Annotated in this window: 20 protein-coding genes; 12 read left to right on the top strand and 8 right to left on the bottom strand. The window is 72.8% G+C overall.

From position 1 onward, the window contains the following. Nucleotides 1-633: a phosphotransferase gene (locus tag LL648_RS10345; RefSeq protein ID WP_232662243.1), complete on the top strand. Its 633-nt coding sequence runs from the start codon at nucleotides 1-3 to the stop codon at nucleotides 631-633. 205 nt (nucleotides 634-838) lie between these two features. Here the strand turns inward: LL648_RS10345 and LL648_RS10340 are convergent, their stop codons facing one another. Further along, complete coding sequence (locus LL648_RS10340; RefSeq protein WP_232662242.1) at nucleotides 839-1,117, bottom strand: Lrp/AsnC family transcriptional regulator; 279 nt, start codon at nucleotides 1,115-1,117, stop codon at nucleotides 839-841. 205 nt (nucleotides 1,118-1,322) lie between these two features. Further along, complete coding sequence (locus LL648_RS10335) at nucleotides 1,323-3,041, bottom strand: DEDD exonuclease domain-containing protein (protein WP_232662241.1); 1,719 nt, start codon at nucleotides 3,039-3,041, stop codon at nucleotides 1,323-1,325. A 106-nt stretch (nucleotides 3,042-3,147) separates the two neighbouring features. On the opposite strand from LL648_RS10335, the gene LL648_RS10330 reads away from it, so the two are divergent. Next, nucleotides 3,148-4,530 carry an NYN domain-containing protein gene (locus LL648_RS10330; protein WP_232662240.1) on the top strand — a complete coding sequence of 461 codons (1,383 nt, stop codon included), beginning with the start codon at nucleotides 3,148-3,150 and terminating at the stop codon, nucleotides 4,528-4,530. 53 nt (nucleotides 4,531-4,583) lie between these two features. Here the strand turns inward: LL648_RS10330 and LL648_RS10325 are convergent, their stop codons facing one another. Then, a complete protein-coding gene (locus tag LL648_RS10325; RefSeq protein ID WP_232662239.1) occupies nucleotides 4,584-4,748 on the bottom strand; it encodes a hypothetical protein in 165 nt (54 codons plus the stop codon). 742 nt (nucleotides 4,749-5,490) lie between these two features. Between LL648_RS10325 and LL648_RS10315 the strand changes: the two genes are divergently transcribed. Further along, the gene (locus tag LL648_RS10315) at nucleotides 5,491-6,549 is read left to right on the top strand and encodes an NlpC/P60 family protein (RefSeq protein ID WP_232662237.1); all 1,059 of its coding nucleotides are present in this window, start codon (nucleotides 5,491-5,493) and stop codon (nucleotides 6,547-6,549) included. A gap of 92 nt (nucleotides 6,550-6,641) precedes the next feature. Further along, nucleotides 6,642-7,796, top strand: coding sequence for a glycosyltransferase family 4 protein (locus LL648_RS10310; protein WP_232662236.1), 1,155 nt, complete (start codon nucleotides 6,642-6,644; stop codon nucleotides 7,794-7,796). 159 nt (nucleotides 7,797-7,955) lie between these two features. Here LL648_RS10310 and LL648_RS10305 read toward each other — a convergent pair whose 3' ends face one another. Then, on the bottom strand, nucleotides 7,956-9,779 hold the full coding sequence (locus tag LL648_RS10305; RefSeq protein WP_232662235.1) for an AMP-dependent synthetase/ligase: 1,824 nt from the start codon (nucleotides 9,777-9,779) through the stop codon (nucleotides 7,956-7,958). Between the two features lie 127 nt (nucleotides 9,780-9,906). Between LL648_RS10305 and LL648_RS10300 the strand changes: the two genes are divergently transcribed. Genes LL648_RS10300 through LL648_RS10275 form a run of 6 tightly spaced genes read left to right on the top strand, consistent with a single transcriptional unit; the run spans nucleotide 9,907 to nucleotide 14,187 of the window. Continuing rightward, complete coding sequence (locus tag LL648_RS10300) at nucleotides 9,907-10,335, top strand: polyketide cyclase / dehydrase and lipid transport (protein ID WP_232662234.1); 429 nt, start codon at nucleotides 9,907-9,909, stop codon at nucleotides 10,333-10,335. 10 nt (nucleotides 10,336-10,345) lie between these two features. Then, entirely contained in the window at nucleotides 10,346-11,134 is a 789-nt protein-coding gene (locus LL648_RS10295) for a metallophosphoesterase family protein (RefSeq protein ID WP_232662233.1), read from the top strand. Between the two features lie 29 nt (nucleotides 11,135-11,163). Continuing rightward, nucleotides 11,164-11,604 carry an SRPBCC family protein gene (locus LL648_RS10290; RefSeq protein ID WP_232662232.1) on the top strand — a complete coding sequence of 147 codons (441 nt, stop codon included), beginning with the start codon at nucleotides 11,164-11,166 and terminating at the stop codon, nucleotides 11,602-11,604. A 48-nt stretch (nucleotides 11,605-11,652) separates the two neighbouring features. Then, complete coding sequence (locus LL648_RS10285) at nucleotides 11,653-12,861, top strand: ArsA family ATPase (protein ID WP_232662231.1); 1,209 nt, start codon at nucleotides 11,653-11,655, stop codon at nucleotides 12,859-12,861. After that, nucleotides 12,858-13,232 (top strand): hypothetical protein, encoded by a 375-nt coding sequence (locus LL648_RS10280; protein WP_232662230.1) that lies wholly within the window; start codon nucleotides 12,858-12,860, stop codon nucleotides 13,230-13,232. Before LL648_RS10285 ends, LL648_RS10280 begins: the two co-directional genes overlap by 4 nt. Nucleotides 13,233-13,239: 7 nt before the next feature. Continuing rightward, nucleotides 13,240-14,187 (top strand): ROK family glucokinase, encoded by a 948-nt coding sequence (locus tag LL648_RS10275; protein ID WP_232662229.1) that lies wholly within the window; start codon nucleotides 13,240-13,242, stop codon nucleotides 14,185-14,187. Between the two features lie 149 nt (nucleotides 14,188-14,336). Here LL648_RS10275 and LL648_RS10270 read toward each other — a convergent pair whose 3' ends face one another. Then, a complete protein-coding gene (locus tag LL648_RS10270) occupies nucleotides 14,337-14,894 on the bottom strand; it encodes a hypothetical protein (RefSeq protein ID WP_232662228.1) in 558 nt (185 codons plus the stop codon). A gap of 193 nt (nucleotides 14,895-15,087) precedes the next feature. On the opposite strand from LL648_RS10270, the gene LL648_RS10265 reads away from it, so the two are divergent. Beyond that, on the top strand, nucleotides 15,088-15,825 hold the full coding sequence (locus tag LL648_RS10265; protein ID WP_232662227.1) for a lysophospholipid acyltransferase family protein: 738 nt from the start codon (nucleotides 15,088-15,090) through the stop codon (nucleotides 15,823-15,825). A 148-nt stretch (nucleotides 15,826-15,973) separates the two neighbouring features. Next, nucleotides 15,974-16,396, top strand: coding sequence for a hypothetical protein (locus tag LL648_RS10260; protein ID WP_232662226.1), 423 nt, complete (start codon nucleotides 15,974-15,976; stop codon nucleotides 16,394-16,396). A gap of 111 nt (nucleotides 16,397-16,507) precedes the next feature. Here LL648_RS10260 and LL648_RS10255 read toward each other — a convergent pair whose 3' ends face one another. Genes LL648_RS10255 through LL648_RS10245 form a run of 3 tightly spaced genes read right to left on the bottom strand, consistent with a single transcriptional unit; the run spans nucleotide 16,508 to nucleotide 19,540 of the window. Further along, nucleotides 16,508-17,827, bottom strand: a complete 1,320-nt coding sequence (locus LL648_RS10255; RefSeq protein ID WP_232662225.1) for an ABC transporter substrate-binding protein — start codon at nucleotides 17,825-17,827, stop codon at nucleotides 16,508-16,510. A gap of 10 nt (nucleotides 17,828-17,837) precedes the next feature. Continuing rightward, entirely contained in the window at nucleotides 17,838-18,668 is an 831-nt protein-coding gene (locus LL648_RS10250; RefSeq protein ID WP_232662224.1) for a carbohydrate ABC transporter permease, read from the bottom strand. Beyond that, on the bottom strand, nucleotides 18,665-19,540 hold the full coding sequence (locus LL648_RS10245) for a carbohydrate ABC transporter permease (protein WP_232662223.1): 876 nt from the start codon (nucleotides 19,538-19,540) through the stop codon (nucleotides 18,665-18,667). The genes LL648_RS10250 and LL648_RS10245 overlap by 4 nt, the downstream gene beginning before the upstream one ends. Between the last annotated feature and the right edge of the window lie 26 nt (nucleotides 19,541-19,566).

Here is a 19,566-nt window from a genome sequence, read left to right as displayed (position 1 = left end):
GTGCACTTCCTCGCCGCGGGGCGTGACGCCGACGTCTACGCGCTCGACGAGCACCGGGTGCTGCGGCGCTACCGGTCGGGCGGGGACGTCTCGGCTGAGGCCGCGGTCATGGCGCACGTCCGCGCCCACGGCTTCCCGGTGCCCGAGGTGTTCGACGCGGCCGGAACCGACATCGTGATGGAACGGCTGCGGGGTGCGACGATGCTGGGGTCGATCGGAGCCGACCCCGCCGAGGCCGCCGTCGTGCTCGCCACCCTGCACCGGCGCCTGCACGCCGTGCCGGGGCGGCTGGTGCCGGACGAGCGGGTACTGCACCTCGACCTGCACCCCGACAACGTCGTGCTGACCGCGAACGGCCCCGTCGTCATCGATTGGCGCAACGCGCGCGAGGGCTCGCCCGAGCTCGACGTCGCGATGTCCGCGCTGATCCTGGGGCAGGTGGCCGTTGGCGGGAGCGAGCTCGCGGCGCCGGCGTCCGAGATGCTCGCGCCGTTCCTCGCCGACGCCGGCCCGATCGGCTCGCAGCTGCGGATAGCGGTCGGGATGCGCGGCCGCGACCGCAACATCTCGGAGCAGGAACGCGCCGACCTCTCGCGCGCCGCCGACCTGGTGCGGGCGAACACCCCCGCGTAGACGGCCAGAGCCGCGAGTCGGGGCCGGGTGGTGCGCGAGTCGGGGCCTGGCCGTGGGCGGGTCGGGGTGGGCGGGTGAGTCGACACTTCGAGCACGGTGAGTCGACACTTCGAGCACGGTGAGTCGACACCTTCGGCACGGTGACACGCGCGTTCCACGCGGTGAGGTGTGGGAGACCGGCGCCGGCAGGCGGGGGACCAGCCCGTCAGTCGAGGCCGACGGAGAAGGTGGCCTCCGTGTCCGCGCGGGAGTACGAGCGGAAGGCGATGTGCGTGTCGGTCCGCAGGACCCCGTCGATCTTGCTGAGGCCGCCGGCGATCACGTCGGCCAGCTCCTCGTGCTCGTGCACCTTGACCACCGCGATGAGGTCGACGTCGCCGGCGCACGAGTAGACCTCGGTGACGCCGTTGATGTCGGCGATGGCCTGCGCCGTCTCTGGGATGCGGTCGGCCTCGGTGTGCACCAGTACGATCGCGGTGATCACGACTGCTCCCTCGTGGGTCGGGCGGCTACCGCGAGCGACATTAGTCCACCTCCGGCTCGGCGGCCCGGAGCGGGCGCCGGCTTCGGCCGCGGCCGGTACTGGCGCCGGGGTGCCTGGGGAGGGCAGGAAAGCCACTTTCCGGCCCTCACAGGGCAGGAAAGTGGCTTTCCTGCCCACGCGTGCGGAACGCACGTATCCGTGGTCGTCAGTCCACGTCCAGCTCGACCGGCCGCGCCCGCTCCGCCCAGGCGCCCCAGGATCCGGCGCCGCGGGCGGGCTCCGTCCACGCCGGGTCGGCGTACACGAGGCGGGTGCCGCCCGTGGAGAGCCAGCGGTGCACCAGCCCGACCTCCTCGGCGTGCGCGCCGCGCAGCGGGCCCACCCCGGCGATGACGGTCTGCGCGCCGAGCCGCAGCGCATCGATCACGGGCATCGGGGCGACGCCGCGGCGCGCCACGCCGGCCGCGGCGAGGCGGCCGTGCCGCACGACCGCGATCTCCCAGCCGCCGCGCCCGTCCGGTCGTGCGCCGACGACCTCCGGCAGCGCCGCGAGCGCGCTCATGCGCTGCGCGCGGTCGAGCGCGCCGATCAGGCCGGCGAGGCGGTCGCGTCGCCGCGCGGCGCTCTCGAACCGCTGCGTGCCGGCGAGCTCGTCGACCTGGGCGGCGAGCCTCCGCAGCGGCTCGTCGGTCGTGCCGGTGACGAGCGCCTCCAGCTGGGCGACGGCGGGCGCGTACTCGTCGGGCGTCTGCAGGCCGGCGCAGGGCGCCGCGCAGCGGCCCAGCTCGTGCAGCGCGCACGGCGACGCCGAGGCGCCCTTCGCCGGGATGCGTTGCGTGCAGGGGCGCATCGGCACGACGTCCAGCACGGTCTCGACGGCCACGCTCGCCTGCTGCCGCGACCGGAACGGCCCCAGCGCGCCGTCGCGCGGCGTGTTGACCACGGAGAGCCGCGGGAACGCCTCCGCGGTCGGGGTGATCCACCACGCGAGGTTGGGCCGGCGGGACCTGCGGTTGTAGCGCGGCTGGTGCGCCGCGATCAGCCGCAGCTCGCGCACCGACGCCTCCAGCGCGTGCGCGCACACGACCGTGTCGACGCGCTCCGCGAGCGCGACCATGTCACGCACCCGCCGGCGTCGCTCGCCGGCGGTGAAGTAGCTGCGGACCCGGCGGCGCAGGTCGCCGCTCGTCCCGACGTAGAGCACCTCGTCGCGCGGCCCGCGGAAGAGGTACACACCCGGCGCGGACGGCGCCCGTTCGGCGAGCACCCGCTTCTTGCGCTGCTGCTGGGTCGGGCGGTGCGGCGCCGACTCGCTCGCCATCGAGAGCAGCTCCTCGAGGCTCTGCACACCGATGTTGCCGACTCTTTCCATCAGCTGGTGCAGCACCTCGACGGTCGCGCGGGCGTCGGCGAGCGCGCGGTGCGTCGGCGTGGTCGCGGTGTCGAACAGCTTGGCCAGCGCCCCGAGCCGGACGCTGGGCGCCTCGTCGCGGCCCAGCACGGCCCGCGCCAGCCGGGCCGTGCACAGCACGGGAGGGCGCGGCCAGCGGTGCCCGTTGCGCTCGCAGGCGGCCCGCAGGAAGCCGGTGTCGAACGGCGCGTTGTGCGCGACGAGCACGCAGCCGGAGAGGAACTCCAGGAGCGACGGGAGCACCGCGGAGAACGGCGGCGCCCCCTGCACCATCGCGGTGGTGATGCCGGTGAGCGCCACGATGTTCGGCGGCAACCCGGTGCCGGGATCGACGAGCGTCGCCAGCTCGCCGACCTGCTCGCCGCCGCGCACCTTCACCGCGCCGATCTCGGTGATCGCGTCGGTCCGCGCGGAGCCGCCGGTGGTCTCCAGGTCGAGCACCACGAACGTGACCTCGCGCAACGGCGTTCCGAGCTCGTCGAAGGAGAGCTGGCGCTGCGACGGGTCGGGCACGGCGGCGGACGCTAGCGGAGGTCACCGACAGAACCGCGGCCCACTTGATATGAGCGGGTTGCGCGCATTTCCGGTGCGGTCGCGGCCGCACGGATAACCTGGACCGATGTCCGCGACGCCCGACGGCTCGCCACCCGACCGGGAACCGGTCGAGCCGACGCATGCCGCGGAGTCCGAAGAGCCGGATCCGCGGGGAACCGCCGCGCCCGTCGACTGGGACCGGCTGCCGGAGCCCGTGCGCGGCCGGCTGGCCGAGGTCGCCGCGACGGCGGTCGGTGGCATGCCCGTCGTCGACGTGCCCGTCCCGCTGCGCCGGCTCGCGCGGTTCACCCCGGCGAAACGCGCGAAGCTCGGTGGCGCCGCGCTCACCGCGGAGCTGGCCTCGTCGACGGTGTTCCGGGCGTCGGTCGTCGCGTGGTGGGACGAGCACCGGCCCGGCGAGCTCGCCTCGACCGCCGACGACCCGCTCGCCGCCGCCGCGTCGGCGTTGCTGCTCGGGCACGACGACGCCGCCGATGCCGTGGCCGCGGCAGCGCGCCGCGGCGAGGCCGTCGAGCTGCGTGCGGAGCGCGACGCCGCGCTCTCGCGGGTCGACAAGCTCACGACCGAGCTCGAACGCCTCCGCGGGGAGCTGTCCGAGGCGCGCTCGCAGGCCCGCTCGGCGGGCGAGCAGCGCGACGCCGAGTACCAGCAGCTGCGGCGGCGCGTCTCGGAGCAGGGCGCGAAGCTGCGCGCGGCGCTCGACGGGCGCGCCGCGATCGAGGACGAGATGCAGCGCCTGCGCGAGAGCGCCGCCGCCGATCTGGCCGCTGCGGCCGCCGAACGCGACCGGGAACGGGCCCGCGCCGACGCCGAGCGCCGGCGCGCCGAGCGGGCCGCGGCGGAGGTCACCGCGGCGCGCCAGGCCGCGCGCGAGGCCCGCCAGGCCGACGAGATGCGCCTCTCACTGCTCATCGACACGCTCGGCGGTGCCGTCGCCGGGCTGCGCCGCGAGCTGGCGCTGGGCGGTGGCGGCGGGCCGCGCCCGGCCGACCTGATCGCCGGCGCGGGCGCGATCAAGGGCGGTTCGGCCGCCGACTCGCTGGCCGCGCTCGACGCGCTGCTCTCGGTGCCGTCGGCGCACCTGATCGTCGACGGCTACAACGTGAGCAAGACCGGCTACCCCGACCTGCCGCTCGCCGACCAGCGCGCCCGGCTCGTCGGGCAGCTGGCCGCGCTGGCGGCGCGCACCGCCGTCGAGATCACCGTCGTGTTCGACGGCGCCGGCGTGACGACGGCGCCGCCGCGCGGCTCACGCGGAGTCCGGGTGCTGTTCAGCGACCCCGGGGTGATCGCCGACGACGTCATCCGCACCCTCGTCGCGTCGGAGCCGCACGGCCGCCCGATCCTGGTGGCGACGTCGGACAAGGCCGTCGTGACGTCCGTGCGCAAGCAAGGCGCCTACTCGGTGCCGTCATCGGTACTGCTGGGCCGGCTGGCCCGCAGCTAGCCCTCGCGGCGCCCACCAGCCACAGGCCTCGGACCGCGAGGACGTACTCCCGACTACCGCCGGACGCGCCGGGTGGCGCCCACCCCGGCCAGGTGCAGCGCCAGGCAAAGCAGCCCTGCTGTGACGAGCAATGAGCTGGTGATGACCGCGAGCGAGAAGCCCGCGAGGTCGAAGATGAGGGCGAGTCCGAACAACACTGCAGCGACGATGGCGAGCATGTCGGATCCTTTCGCGGGACCGTTGTGTCCCAATGGTCCGCTGCCTGCTCCCCAGGCGCTCGATGAAGCGATTGCCTGTGACCCGATCGTTGTCGCCGCCAAGCCGAGTCGGACGTCGTCGCAGCTCCCGGCTGTGCGCACGGATCCGGAATTGTCGGTGCCCGCCTTTAGCGTCCCCTCCGCCAGGAACGATCAACCGTTTCGAGGAGCTGGAATGATCATCGACTGTGACCGCTGCGAAGTTCGCGGAGTCGCGTGTGGCGACTGCGTGATCGGTGTTCTGCTCGGATCTCCCGCGCCGCGCGACACGCGCGACACTGCCGACGGTATGCCGTCCGGCGCGTGCAAAGTGCATCTCGACGCACCGGAGCGACGCGCCCTCGATGTCCTCGCCGCGCAAGGTTTGGTCCCCAGATTGCGGCTGGTGGCATCCGAACCGCGCCGAGCGTCCTCCCGAGCGGACGATGAGTCCCCCGCTCGTGACGCAGGGTGAGATAACGGCGTCATAGAACTACGGGCGGTTGTTCGCGTGTCGTGTGGGTGACGTCGGACCCGCGGCGCGCCGGGGGAGGGGCGAGTTGGACGAGCCCAGCGCTCCTCCGTAATCTCCGCGAGACCTTGCGCCAGGTCAGCCATTCGAACGCGGATGGCGACGCAAGGTCACCGTGCGCTCCCCCGTTCGAAGCACGTACTGCGCTGATCGGGGAACGTGCGGGCGGATGAAGGGAGCACCGTTCGCGTGGTGTCGCTGCGGCGTACCCCGTCCGGATTCGGCCGGTCGATCCGGCGCGTGGTCCCGACAGGCGCTCTCGCGATCGTCGCGATCCTCGTCATGGTCGCCGGTGCGGGTCCCGCGCTGGCCCAGCCGCCGCCCCCCGGCAACGCCAGCGAGGCGAAGAAGCAGCTCGAGACCGTCCAGAAGGAGGCCGAGGCGCTCACCGAGCAGTGGCACGCGGCCAAGGACACCCTCGACGCACGCACGGACGAGCTGAAGCGCCTCCGCGAGGCCGTCGAGCCCGCCAAGGTGGCGCTCGAATCGGCGCAGGCCGAGGAGGAGACGTACCGCAAGCAGGTCGACGTCGTCGCCGCTTCGACGTTCGAGAGCGGCAACCTCGACCAGTTCAACGCGCTGCTGGCGAGCGACAACCCGCAGGAGTTCCTCGACCAGATGTCGGCGCTGGAGTCCATCGCGTCCGACTACCGCGCCGCGCTCGACCAGCTCGTCGAGCGGGTCGACGCCACCGGCCGGGCCCGTTCCGAGGCCGACTCCGCCGCCGAGCGCGCCCAGGCCGCCGCCGACGAGGCCGACCGGGCGGAGAACGACCTCGCCGCGCGCAAGAAGGACGCCGAGATCCGCATCGACGAGGCGGAGAAGCTGCTCGCACGCCTCACCCCGCAGGAGCGCCGCGACCGCAAGGGTGGCGAGGCCGGCCCGTCCGGCCCCATCACCGGCAGCGGGGTGGGCGCCAAGGCGCTCCAGGCGGCGATCTCGCAGATGGGCAAGCCCTACGGGTGGGGCGACACCGGGCCCGACAGCTTCGACTGCTCGGGGCTCACGTCGTGGGCGTTCAAGAGGGTCGGCGTGACCCTGCCCCGGTCGAGCTCGCAGCAGGCCAACGTGGGCCAGTCGGTCTCGTTCGACGAGCTGCAGGTCGGTGACCTGGTCTTCTACTACTCACCCGTCAGCCACGTCGGCATCTACGCCGGCGAAGGCAAGATGCTCGACGCTCCGCAGACCGGCGGCACCGTCGGCTACCGCACCGTCTCGCAGTCGGCGTTCACGGGCGCCCGACGCTTGTAACCGGACCTCGTCCGCTCCCCGGGACTGGGCGGCGGCCGGCCACATGATCGGCCGCCGCCCGATCCTTCCGAACGGGACGATAACGTCCTCGGGTGCCACGCACGCTCCTAATCACGAACGACTTCCCGCCACGCTCCGGTGGCATCCAGACCTACTTGAAGGCACTCGCCGACCGGCTCCCCGCGGGCGAGCTGGCCGTCTACGCCCCGGCCTGGCCCGGCGCCGCTGAGTTCGACGCCACGCTGCCGTACCCGGTGCACCGGCACCCGACGTCCCTGATGGTGCCGACGCCCTCAGTGGCGAGCACAGCCGCCGCGCTGGCCCGTGAGCACGGCGCCCGGACGGTCTGGTTCGGCGCGTCCGCCCCGCTCGCCCTGCTCGGCCCGCAGCTGCGCCGCACGGCCGGCGTCGAGCGGGTCGTCGCGAGCGCGCACGGCCACGAGGTGGGCTGGTCGATGGTGCCGGGGGCGCGCCACGCGCTGCGCCGGATCGGCCACGACGCCGACGTCGTCACGTTCGTCTCCCGCTACACCCGCAAGCGGGTGGCCAGCGCGTTCGGGCCGCTGGCCGCGCTCGAGCACCTCCCGCCGGGCGTCGACGCCGACGTCTTCCGCCCCGACCCGGCCGCGCGCGACGACCTGCGCCGCCGCTACCACCTCGGCTCCGCACCGGTGATCACCTGCGTCTCCCGGCTGGTGCCGCGCAAGGGGCAGGACACGCTGGTCGAGGCGTTGCCGCGGGTACGGACGCGGGTGCCGGGCACGCGGTTGCTGCTGGTGGGCGACGGGCCCCACCGCCGCCGGCTCGTCGAGCTCGCATGGCAGTACGGGGTGGCCGACGCCGTCGTGTTCACCGGCGCCGTGCCCGATGCCGAGCTACCGGCGCACCACGCCGTAGGTGATGTGTTCGCCATGCCGTGCCGCACCCGCGGCAAGGGCCTCGACGTCGAGGGCCTCGGCATCGCCGCGCTGGAGGCGGCCGCCACCGGTCTCCCCGTCGTCGTCGGCGATTCCGGCGGGGCGCCGGAGACCGTGCGCACCTGGCGCGACACCCGCACCGGCTACGTCGTCGGCGGCCGCGACGTCACGCAGCTGGCCGCGACGCTCGTCGGGCTGCTGCGCGACCCCGACGCCGCCGGTGCCATGGGTGCGCGCGGCCGCGCGTGGATGCTGCAGGACTGGACGGTCCCCGAACGCGCCGACCGCCTGCACGAGCTCCTCACGAGCCCACAACCCGTCGCGGCCTGACGCCCCCCGAACTTCCCCACCGTTTTGTGCACTTGCGCGCCTGTGGGGCGCGCATCCACCCAAAACGGTGGGGAAGTTGCCCACCGTTTTGCCAACTTGCACGGGGTTTTGGGTGTGCGGGTTGGCAAAACGGTGGGGACGTTCTACGGGGTGTAGCGGCTAAGCCTTCTGCTTGACGCCCGAGTAGATGCCGGCGATGTCGTCGGCGTACTTCGACGCCACGACGGCACGCTTGACCTTCATCGTCGGGGTCATCTCGCCGCCGGCCTCGGTGAAGTCGACCGGCAGGATCCGGAACTCGCGGATCTGCTCCGCCCGGGACACCGCGAGGTTGGCGTCGTCGACGGCCGACGCGATCTCGGCGCGCAGCTCGGCATCGTCGACGAGCTGGTCGACCGGGGTGTCGGCCGGCTTCCCGTTGCGCTCCAGCCAGCCGGGCAGCGCCTCGCCGTCGATCGTGACCAGCGCGGCGATGAACGGCTTGGCGTCGCCCACCACCATGCACTGGCTGATGAGCGGGTGCGCCCGCAGCCGGTCCTCCAGCACGGCGGGCGCGACGTTCTTGCCGCCCGCGGTGACGATGAGCTCCTTCTTGCGGCCGGTGATCGTCAGGAACCCGGCGTCGTCCAGCTCGCCGATGTCGCCGCTGTGGAACCAGCCGTCCTCGACGGCCTCCGCGGTCGCGGTCTCGTTCTTCCAGTAACCGCGGAAGACGATCGGGCCCTTCAACATGATCTCGCCGTCGTCGGCGATCCGGACCGAGTGCCCGGGCACCGGCCGCCCGACGCTGCCGACGCGCTGCGCGCCGAGCGTGTTGACGGTGATTCCGGCGGAGGTCTCGGTGAGCCCGTAGCCCTCCAGCACCGGCAGCCCGACGCCGCGGAAGAAGTGCCCGAGCCGGTCGCCGAGCGGCGCGCTGCCCGAGACCGCCCCGACGACGTTGCCGCCGACCGCGGCGCGCAGCTTGCTGTAGACCAGCTTGTCGAAGAGCGTGTGCTTGAGGGAGAGCAGCAGGCCGGCGCCGCCGGTGTCCTTCGCCTTGCTCCACGCGATCGCCGTCTCGGCGGCCGCGTCGAAGATCGAGCCCTTGCCGTCGTTGTGCGCACGCTGGCGGGCGCTGTTGTAGACCTTCTCGAACACCCGCGGCACGGCGAGCAGGAACGTCGGCTTGAACACCGCGAGGTCCCCGACCAGGTCGGACACGTCGGCGGTGTGCCCGATGACGGTGCGGGAGTAGGTGGCGCCGCACTGGATCGCCTTGCCGAACACGTGCGCCAGCGGGAGGAACAGCAGCACCGAACCGCCCTCGGTGAGCAGCTCCGGGAACACGTCGGTGACCGTCTTGACCTCGGCGACGAGGTTGCGGTGGGTGAGCTCGCAGCCCTTCGGCCGGCCCGTCGTGCCCGAGGTGTAGATCAGGGTGGCGAGGTCGTCGGCGCGCACGGCCTTGCGCCGCGCGTGCACCTCCTCGGTGGGCGTGTCCGCCCCGAGCGCCGTCAGCTGGGCGATCGCGCCTTCGCCCTCGCCGGTCGGCTCGATCTGCCACACGCTCTTGAGCTCGCCGAGGTCCGCCCGCACGCTCTCGACCAGCGAGGTGTGCTTCGCCGACTCCACGACGGCGCCGACCGCGCCGGAGTCGGAGAGGATCCAGCGGATCTGCTCGGCCGACGACGTCTCGTAGATCGGGACGGTGACGGCGCCGACGGCGGAGATCGCGTAGTCGACGAGCGTCCACTCATAGCGCGTGCGCGAAAGCAGCGCGACCCGGTCGCCGGCCGCGACACCGGCCGCGATCAGGCCGCGGGCCACCGCGGTGACGTCGTCCGCGAACTCCTTGGCCGTGATCTCCGACCACACGCCGTCCGCGCCGCGGCGCCGATAGGCGACGGCCGAACCGCGCTCATCGGCGTTGACGTAGACCGCGTCGGCGAGGTTCTCCTCGTCGCCGACACGGACGGTTGCGGGAACGCTGTACTCGCGCACGGACGTGACCTCCTGGCCGGCACTGGCTGTTGTTCCGAGCGAACTTACCCTTTGGTAGGGGAGGGAGGGCAGGTCCGGACGGTGCCGGATTCGTCCGTCTGGAACTCCGTCCGGCATGCTGGCGCGCATGCCGTCGATTGACGTCGTCGACGAGACCTTCCTGACCGTGCCGCCCGACGTGCTGGCCGCGGAGTTCGCCCAGCCGCACAACTGGCGCCGACTCTGGCCGGACCTGCAGCTGGAGGTCGTCACCGACCGCGGGGTGGAGGGCATGCGCTGGACGGTCACGGGCGCGCTCGTCGGCAGCATGGAGGTCTGGCTGGAGCCGGTGCTGGACGGGACGGTGCTGCACTACTTCCTGCGTGCCGACCCGCCCGGCCCCGATGGCGCGCCCGCTCCCGCGCCGCCGCGCAGGGCTGCGGCGGAGTCGCGCAGGCGCCAGCGCGCCGCGAAGTCGATCGCGCTCGCGTACAAGCTCCGCCTCGAAGCAGGACGCGCGCCGGGTGAGCCGCCGCCGGCCCGGGCGCCGGCGGCGAACCCGGCACGCGTTCGGTAGCGTCGCAATCATGCGCGTGCACGTGGTGTCCGACGTGCACGGCAACGTCGACGCGCTGGCCAAGGCCGGCGAGGGCGCCGACGCACTGGTCGTGCTCGGCGATCTGGTCGACTTCGTCGACTACGCCGACCCCAACCGCGGGATCCTCGGTACGGTCCTCGGCCCCGAGACGAGCGCACATTTCGGCAGGTTGCGCGCCTCGGGACGGCCCGGTGAGCTGATGGCGTTCGCCGAGAAGGCATGGTCGCGCTTCGCCGACCCCGCGGCCGTCGTCGAGGAGGCCGTGCGCGCGCAGTACGCCGAGATGTTCGCCGTGCTGCCCGCACCGACGTACGCGATCGCCGGCAACGTCGACGCCGCCGAGCTGTGGCCGGAGTTCGCGGGCGACGGTGTCGTGCTCGCCGACAACTCGGTGGTGACGATCGGCGGGCTGCGGTTCGGGTTCGTCGGCGGCGCGCCGCTGCCGGTGGGCTTCGAGCCCCGTCGTGCCGGTCCGTGGCGACCCTACCTGCGGCGGTTCGAGGAGTTCGCAGCCGCTGCGCACGCCTTGGAGGACGTCGACGTGCTGTGCAGCCACGTGCCGCCCGCCGTGCCGGAGCTGGCGTACGACGTGATGTCGCGCAAGCCGGAGTCGGCGTCGGCAGCGCTGCTCGACGTGATCCGGCGCGACCGCCCGCGCGCCGCGCTCTTCGGGCACGTGCACCAGCCGCTCGCGCGGCGGATGCGGGTCGGCCACACCGAATGTGTGAACGTCGGCCACTTCCGCGCGACGGCCACGCCCTACGTCCTGCGCTGGTGACCGGACAACTCCCCGGTAACCTCCCCGCCATGGCCGACGCGACGACTTCCTCGATCACCATCGCCGCCCCGCCCGAGCGGGTGATGGCGGTGATCGCCGACTTCGCCGCGTACCCGACGTGGGCGGAGCAGGTCACGAGCGCCGAGGTGCTGGCCAGCCACCCGTCCGGGCAGCCCGAGCGGGTGCGCTTCACGATGGACGCCGGCCCGATCAAGGACACCTACACGCTCGACTACACCTGGGCCCCGGGCGGCACGCTCGTGAGCTGGACGCTCGTGAAGGGCCAGATGCAGAAGGCGCAGGACGGCTCGTACCAGCTGGAGTCGACGGGGGACGGCACGACGGTGACCTACACGCTCGCGGTCGCCCTGAACATCCCGATGATCGGCATGCTGCGGCGGAAGGCCGAGAAGGTGATCATCGACACGGCGCTCAAGGGGCTCAAGCGCAGGGTCGAGAGCAAGGCCTGAGCAGGCCGTATCACTGCCGCTCAGGTCGGGGAGCTAATCTCCCCCACCGTGCGTGTCGTGCTGTTCACCGGCAAGGGAGGCGTCGGGAAGACGACGCTTGCCGCGGCGACGGCCGCGCACCTGGCCCGCTCGGGACGCAAGGTGCTCGTCGTCTCGACCGACCCCGCGCACTCCCTCGGAGATGCGCTGGCCGCGGACCTGACCGGGGAGCCCGTCGAGCTCGAACCGGGCTTCTTCGCGGCGCACATCGACACCAGGGTGCTCGTCGACGGGGCGTGGGCGCAGCTGCAGGGCCACCTGCGAACGCTGCTCGCCGGCGCCGGGGTGGACGAGGTGGTCGCCGACGAGCTGACGGTGCTGCCCGGCGTCGACGACCTGCTGGCGCTCGGCGAGGTGCGCAGGGTCGCGGAGAGCGGGCTGTGGGAGGTGGTCGTCGTCGACTGCGGCCCCACCGCCGAGACGCTGCGCCTGCTCGGCCTCCCCGAGGCGATCTCGGGCTACCTCGAACGGCTCTTCCCGGCCCACCGACGCGCTGTGCGCGGGCTGCTGGCCGGGCTGTCCCGCGGCGCCGAGCCGGCGTGGGAGAAGACGATCGACGCGCTGGACGGCCTCGCGGAGCAGCTCACAGGTCTGCGCGAGATGCTCGGCGACCACACGCGCACGTCGATCCGGCTGGTGCTGACCCCGGAGCGGGTGGTGGCGGCCGAGACCCGCCGCACGCTCACGGCGCTCGCGCTGCACGGCCTGCGCGTCGACGGGATGATCGCCAACCGGGTCCTGCCCGGTCCGCCGCCCTCGTTGCGCGGGCCGGCTGCGCGGTGGCTGCGCGAGCGGCACACCGAGCAGCAGGCGGTGCTCGCAGAGCTGGCCGGCCCGCCGCTGCGCACCGCGGCGCACACGGCAGCGGAGCCGATCGGCATCCCCGCGCTGCTGGAGATCGCCGGCTCGCTCTACGGCGACGACGACCCCGCCGCGGCGGGGGAGCGCGGCAGGCCGCTGTTCGAGGTGCGCCGCACGGCGGGCAACGGGACGTCGATGGAGTCCGAGTTCGAGCTGGTCATGCCGCTGCCGGGGGCCGAGGACGGGCCGCTGGAGCTGGCCAGGGTCGGCGACGAGCTCGCGATCGGCGTCGGGCCGGTCCGCCGCATGATCGCGCTGCCGGCCGTCCTGCGCCGCTGCGCAGTCACCGGCGCGCGGCTCGAGGACGACGACCTGTGCGTCGTCTTCACCCCCGACCCCGCGGTGTGGTCCCGATGACGACCGCCCAGGAGCAGGAGGCGTGCGAGGGGCATCCCGGGCTCGCCGCGGAGCTGCGCACCGTTGTGCTCACAGCGCTCGACCGGCTGGGCCCGCTGCTCGACGACCTGCGCGCCGAACCCGTCCCCGGCACCCCGCCCGCGGCCTGCGCCTCGTGCCCGGTGTGCGCGGTGATCGCGGCGTTGCGCGGGGAGCGTTCCGAGCTGGGAGTCCGGCTGGCCGAGCAGGCGTCCGGGATGATCACCGTGCTGCGGGCGGCGCTGGAAGAAGGCACCCCGGCAGCGCCCGGCCCGGTGTCCGAGCCCGCCGCAGCGTCGACGGCTCGGCCAAACGGACGGACCGTCCAGTACATCCACGTCGAGCGCCGGTGAGCCCATCGTGCTGACCATCGGCGTCGACGTCGGCGGCACCAGCGTCCGCGCAGGCGTCGTCGACGTGGACGGGAACGTGCTCGACACCGCGAACACCCCCACCCCTCGCAGCGTGAACGCGTTGGAGACCGCCGTCGCGCGGGTCGTGAAGGAGCTGGCCGGGCAGCACCGCGTGCGGGCCGCGGGGCTCGCGCTCGCCGGGTTCATCACGCCCGACCGGCGTGGGGTCCGCTTCGCGCCGCACCTCTCGTGGCGGGACGCACCGGTCGCCGACCGCATCGCCGAGCGGGTCGGCTTGCCCGTCGTCGTCGAGCACGACGCCAACGCCGCGGCGCTCGCGGAGCGGCACTACGGCGCCGCGTCCGGCGCCGGGACCTCCGTCTTCATCGCGATCGGCACCGGCATCGGCTCGGCGTTGCTGCTGGACGGGGAGCTGTACCGCGGTGCGTTCGGCGTCGCCCCCGAGCTGGGGCACCTGCGGGTCGTCCCGGACGGGCGACCGTGCGCGTGCGGCAAGAACGGCTGCTGGGAGCGGTACTGCAGCGGCACCGCGCTGGCGACCACCGCCGTCGAGCTGCTCGCCCGCGACCCCGGCCGGTCCCCGGTGCTGCGCAGGCTCGTTGCGGGCGACCACGGGCGCGTCACCGGGCGGCGGGTCGCCGCCGCCGCGACGCAGGGCGACCCGATCGCCGCCGCCGCGATCGCCGATCTCGCCAGATGGCTGGGGGAGGGGCTCGCGCTCGTCGCCGACGTGTTCGACCCCGAGCTCGTCGTCATCGGCGGCGGGGTCTCCGCCTCGGCGCCGCTGTTCCTCGACGAGGCCCGCGAGCACTACGCCGCCACCGTCACCGGCGCCGGCCGGCGCCCACTGGCCCGCATCCGCACCGCCCAGCTCGGCGAGGCCGCCGCCGTCGTGGGCGCGGCCCAACTCGCCCGCGAGGCCGTCCTCAGCTGACGGGGCGAGACCCGCGGCGAGGCCCTTCACCAGCCGACTGGGAAGGGCAGGAAAGCCACTTTCCTGCCCTGTGAGGGCCGGAAAGTGGCTTTCCTGCCCTCGCGCGTCTCCCGGCCCGTCCTGCCCGCGAAGAGCCGAGCCCTGATGCGCTAGAGGATGGCGCCGTCGTCGTCGGGGTCGATGGGGTCGTCGTCGCCGGGGCGCTGCTCGTCGGGCCACAGGCGCAGCACCAGCCAGCCCAGGCCCGCAGCGAGGCCGAGGAGGCCCAGCGGCAGGCCGTACGGCGACGGGATGCCGAGCCAGGTCGGCGAGATCACGAGCGTGAGGCCGAGCACCAGCAGCACGATCCCGACGAGCGCCGGCGGGCCCAGCTTCGGCAGCGGGGGCGGCTCGGGCGGGACGAAGTGGTCGTCCTCCGGCGCCCGCCGCGGGGCGGGGGACGGGGTGCCCTGCCGCGGCGTCGGCGGTGGGACGAACAGCGGTGCGGTCCCGCCAGTGTCGACCGGGTCGGTCGCCGGATCGGGCTGCGTCTCCCGCAACGTCTTCGGTGGGGTGTCCGGCGGCGCATCGGGCGGCATGACGCCGTCCTTCGGCCATTGCGGAACGTCACCCTCGTTGCGCCAAACAGCAACGATCGCTTCGAACGGATCGGGCGGGGTGCCGTCTCCGAGCTCGCGGCCGCTGTCGAAGTCGGGTTCGCGACTCACACGGCCTCCTCGCCACCGCCGCCCGTGACCGGGCGGTGCCTGCAACCCATCCTGACACGTCCCGGCGGACAAAAGGAGCCGCCGTTTGCTGCGTGGGTACCCGGACTCGGGTGTGGTGTTACCGCGAGCCCGTTGTCGCGGCACGCGCACCGTCCGTAGGCTGACGCGGTCGATCTGGAGGGGGCACGTCCACGTGCTGTACTGGTGGTCCAAGTTCGTGCTGCTCGGCCCGTTGCTGAGGCTGTTCTGCAGGCCGACCATCGAGGGTCTCGCCAACGTCCCCGAGCGCGGTGGGGCGATCCTCGCAAGCAACCACCTCGCCGTCGTCGACTCGTTCCTGCTCCCGCTGATGGTGCCGCGGCGGATCACGTTCATGGCCAAGCGCGAGTACTTCACCCAGCCGGGCCTCCTCGGCCGTTTCAAGAAGATCTTCTTCACCGGGGTCGGGCAGGTCCCCGTCGACCGCTCCGGCGGCAACGCCGCGCAGGAGGCGATGGCGACGGCGATCCGGCTGCTGCGTGAGGACAAGCTGCTCGGCATCTACCCCGAGGGCACCCGTTCCCCCGACGGCCGCTTGTACAAGGGCAAGACCGGCGTCGCGCGGATGACGCTGGAGGCCGACGTGACCGTCGTGCCGGTCGCGATGATCGGCACCGACCGGGTCAACCCGATCGGCTCGCGCATGTGGCGCCCCTACAAGGTGCACATCAAGATCGGCGAGCCGCTCGACTTCACGCGCTACCAGGGCATGGCGGGCGACCGCTTCATCGAGCGCTCCATGACCGACGAGATCATGTACGCGCTCATGGAGCTGAGCGGGCAGACCTACGTCGACATGTACGCAGCGTCAGTGAAGGAACGCGCTGCGAAGGCCGCCGCGGCGAAGCCGGCTCAGCCACCCGCCGACATACCTCACGCAAAAGTGAGCTGACCCACACGATCAGGTATTTCTTCGCCCTAATGGAGGAACATCTGGTCGCAGCCCGTAACTCGAGCGGGGGTTCGCTCGATGACTCGGTGTGCCTGGAAGTCCCGATCGGTCCATCGACGCTCCCACGACCGCGATCCAACACGTCCGCGTGCCGGAGCCGCCGAGCCCGAGCTACGTGCGCACGCTCGCGCCGTGGATCGGGCTGAGTGTCGTGGTCGTCGTGGTGATCACCGCGGTGACCGCCTGGGCCGGGGCCCTGAACAAGCCGGCCGAGCCCCCGCTGCCCGACCCGGCCGCGGTCGCGCGTGCGCTCGGCCCGCTCCCGACGACGACGCCGGAGCCGACGGAGGAGAGCTCCACGGCCCCGACGAAGCCTGCGCAGGGGACCAAGAAGCCCGTCCCGCCGGCGGCCAAGAAGACGACCGCGCCGCCGACCGTCGCGAAGACCACCAAACCTCCGGCCCCGACCACGGAGAAGCCGGAACCCACGACGAAGAAGCCCACCTCGGCGCCGAAGACGACCAAGAAGCAGAACTGCGGCATCCTCGGCTGCTCGAACCCTGACGACTAGCCGACGGCGCGCGGCCAGCCGGTGAGGGCAGGAAAGCCACTTTCCTGCCCTCACAGGGCCTGAAAGTGGCTTTCCTGCCCTCGCGTCGGGCCCCCCTCGCAGTGCGCCTCGTCAGCGCAGCGCGGCGTTCCCGGCCTCCTGCGCCTTCTGCAGCGCCTCGGCCACCGGCGTCCGGCCCGCGAACATCTCCTTGAAGATCGGCTCGTAGGCCGTCGCCCCGGCCCCGAACTTCGGCCCGCTGGGCGCCGGGATGCTCGCCGAGCCGCCGTCGGCGCCGAAGAACCGGGTGTCGACGCCCATGCCGGCCCAGTAGTCGAAGTAGCCCTTCTGCGCGGCCGTGACGGCCGGTAGCGCCGATCCCTCCGCGCCCACGGCCGAGGCGCCCTGCTCCGAGCCGAGCCAGCGCAGCACCTTCAGCACGGCGTCGCGGCGCGGGCTGTCGGCGTTGCCTGCGGCGATGACGCTGTTCACGACGCTGACCCGGCCGGCGGGCCCGGCGAGCATCGGCGCGATGCCCCACTCGAACGTCGCGCCGTCGGCGACGTTCTTGAGGTTGTAGGTACCGGACTGGAAGAGCGCCATCTTGCCCTGCAGGAACTGGTCGCGGCTGAAGTCCGGGTTGTCGTTCGTGTCGGCGGCCGACGGCGCGACGTGGTGGGTGTTGATCAGGTCCACCATGTACTGGAACGCCTGCTGCGACTGCGGGTTCGCGAACGCGAACGTGTCGTCGGGCGCCTGGAAGCGCCCGCCGTTCGACCCGACGAAGTTGTAGAAGATCGCCTGCAGGTCGCGCCCGGCGTTGAAGCCGTACTGGGTGACCGACCCCGGGTCGAAGCCCGGCTGGTCGGCGGTGCGACCCGTGGAGTCGCGCGTGAGCTTCTTCGCCGCCGGCAGGAACGTGTCGGCCGCCGGGTCGGTCGGGTTCCACGTCAGCGCGGTCGGGTCGACGCCGGCCGCGGCGACCATCGCCTTGTTGTAGTAGACGGCGATCCGTCCGTCGGTCAGCACCGGGACGCCCCAGAGCGTGCCGGCGCGGGTGTACTGCTCGACCGCGGCCGGCACCCAGCCGCCGACGTCGCCGGCGAGCTCCTTGCCGACGTCGATCAACTTGCCGCCATCGGCGAGCGCCCCGAACTCCGAGGAATTGATCCAGTACACGTCGGCGGCGGTGCCGCTGGCGACGTCGAGCCGCAGGCCGGTGAAGTAGTCGGCGAACGGCACGACGGTCATCTCGACCTTGATGTCCGGGTTCTGCTTGCTGAACTCGGCGAACGACTTCTCGTACGCCGCCGCGACCTGCTTGTCCCAGAGGCGCAGCGAGACGGTGGTCGTGCCGCTGCCGTCGGACGGCGTGGACGGCGGCGCGGCCGGCGAGCACGCGGCAAGCGCCAGCGCGGCGATGGCCGCCGCGGCCACGGTTCTGAGTCGCATCAGGTACTCCTCATCGGAAGCCGGTGATCGTGATCGAGCGGATGACGTGCCGCTGGAAGACCAGGAACAGCACGAGCAGCGGCAGGATCGCCACCGTCGTCGCAGCCATGACGATCGTCCAGTTGCCGTTGTACTGCGACTGGAGGCCCGCGGTCGCGACCGTGATGACCTGCCACTGCGGGCCGGTGGTGATCACCAGCGGCCACAGGAAGTTGTTCCAGTGCGTGACGACGGTGATCACGGTGAGCGTCGCGAGGATCGGTCGGCTCACCGGCACGACGACGTGGCGCAGGATGCGCAGCGTGCCGGCCCCGTCGAGCTTCGCGGCGTCGAGCAGGTCGCCGGGGATGCCGCGGAAGTACTCGCGCAGCAGGAAGATCGCGTACGGCGAGCCGAACAGCTGGGGGAGCACGAGGCCCCAGAACGTGTTGCGCAATCCGAGGTCCGCCATCATCGAGTACAGCGGGATGATCGTGACGGCCTGCGGCACCATCAGCGTCGCGAGGTACACCCAGAACAGGGCGTCGCGCCCTGGGAAGCGCAGCCGGGCGAAGGCGTACGCGGCGAAGACCGAGAACACCAGCTGCCCCACCAGGATCACCGCGACGACCTGCGCGGTCACGACGATCGGCGTGACGAACCCGAACCGCGAGCCGAAGAGCTCCACGAAGTTCTCGCCGGTCACCGGGTTCGGCGGCTGCAGCGTCGGCTGCGACGCGAACTGCAGCGGCGACTTGACGGCCGTCATCAGGCTCAGCAGGAACGGCGCGAGCGTCAGCAGCGCTCCGGCGCCCAGCGCCAGGTAGGTCGCGGCGTCGCGCAGGACGCTGGAGCGCGTCACGTCGAGAGGTCGTAGGTCGTGCGGCGGGAGAACCACCGCTGCTGAGCGACGGTGACGACCACCAGCAGGACGAACAGCACGACGGCCATCACCGCGGCCTGCCCGACCGCCCGCGACTCGAAGGCCTCGAAGTAGATCCGGCCCGCCACGACGTCGGTGACGCCCTGCGGGCCACCCTTGGGTGTGAGCGCGTAGACGGAGTCGAACGTCTGGAACGCCGAGATCACGCCCGTCACCAGCACGAAGAACAGCGTCGGGCGCAACAGCGGGAGGGTGATCCGGCGGAACGTCTGCCACGGGCCGGCGCCGTCCAGCACGGCGGCCTCGTGCACGGAAGGCGGGATCGCGCGCAGGCCCGCGACGAAGAACAGCGCGACGTACCCCACCTGCGTCCACACCGACACCGCCGCGACCGACGGCAGCGCGAGCGCGGGATCGGCCAGCCACTCGACCCGCCTCCCGAGCAGCGCGTTCAGCGCCCCGTCGGTCGGCGCGAGGATCCACCGCCACACCACACCGATCACCAGCGGCGCGCAGATCCACGGCAGCACGTAGAGCACCCTGAAGAACGTCGAGCCGCGCAGGCCGCGGTTGAGCAGCAGCGCCGCACCGAGCCCCAGCACCGTCTGCGCCGGGATGACGACGGCCACGAACACCGCCGTGACCAGCAATGATCGCGCGAAACGGCCGTCCTCGGCGACAGCGACGACGTTGTCGAAGCCGACGAACGTCCGCGGCCCGATCAGGTCCCACCGCTGCATGCCCAGCCCGATCACCACGAGGATCGGGAGCACCAGGAACACGGCGACGCCGAACAGGCTGGGCGCGAGCAGCAGGTACGCGATCCGTGTCTCACGCGGCCTACCGCCCATGCCACCCCCCGGTGCAGGCCCGAGAG

It is taken from the genome of Pseudonocardia sp. TRM90224 (assembly GCF_021245725.1).
Taxonomy (GTDB): domain Bacteria; phylum Actinomycetota; class Actinomycetes; order Mycobacteriales; family Pseudonocardiaceae; genus Pseudonocardia.
Note: the sequence above shows the minus strand (reverse complement) of the source record. Positions and strands in the feature narration are given on the sequence as shown.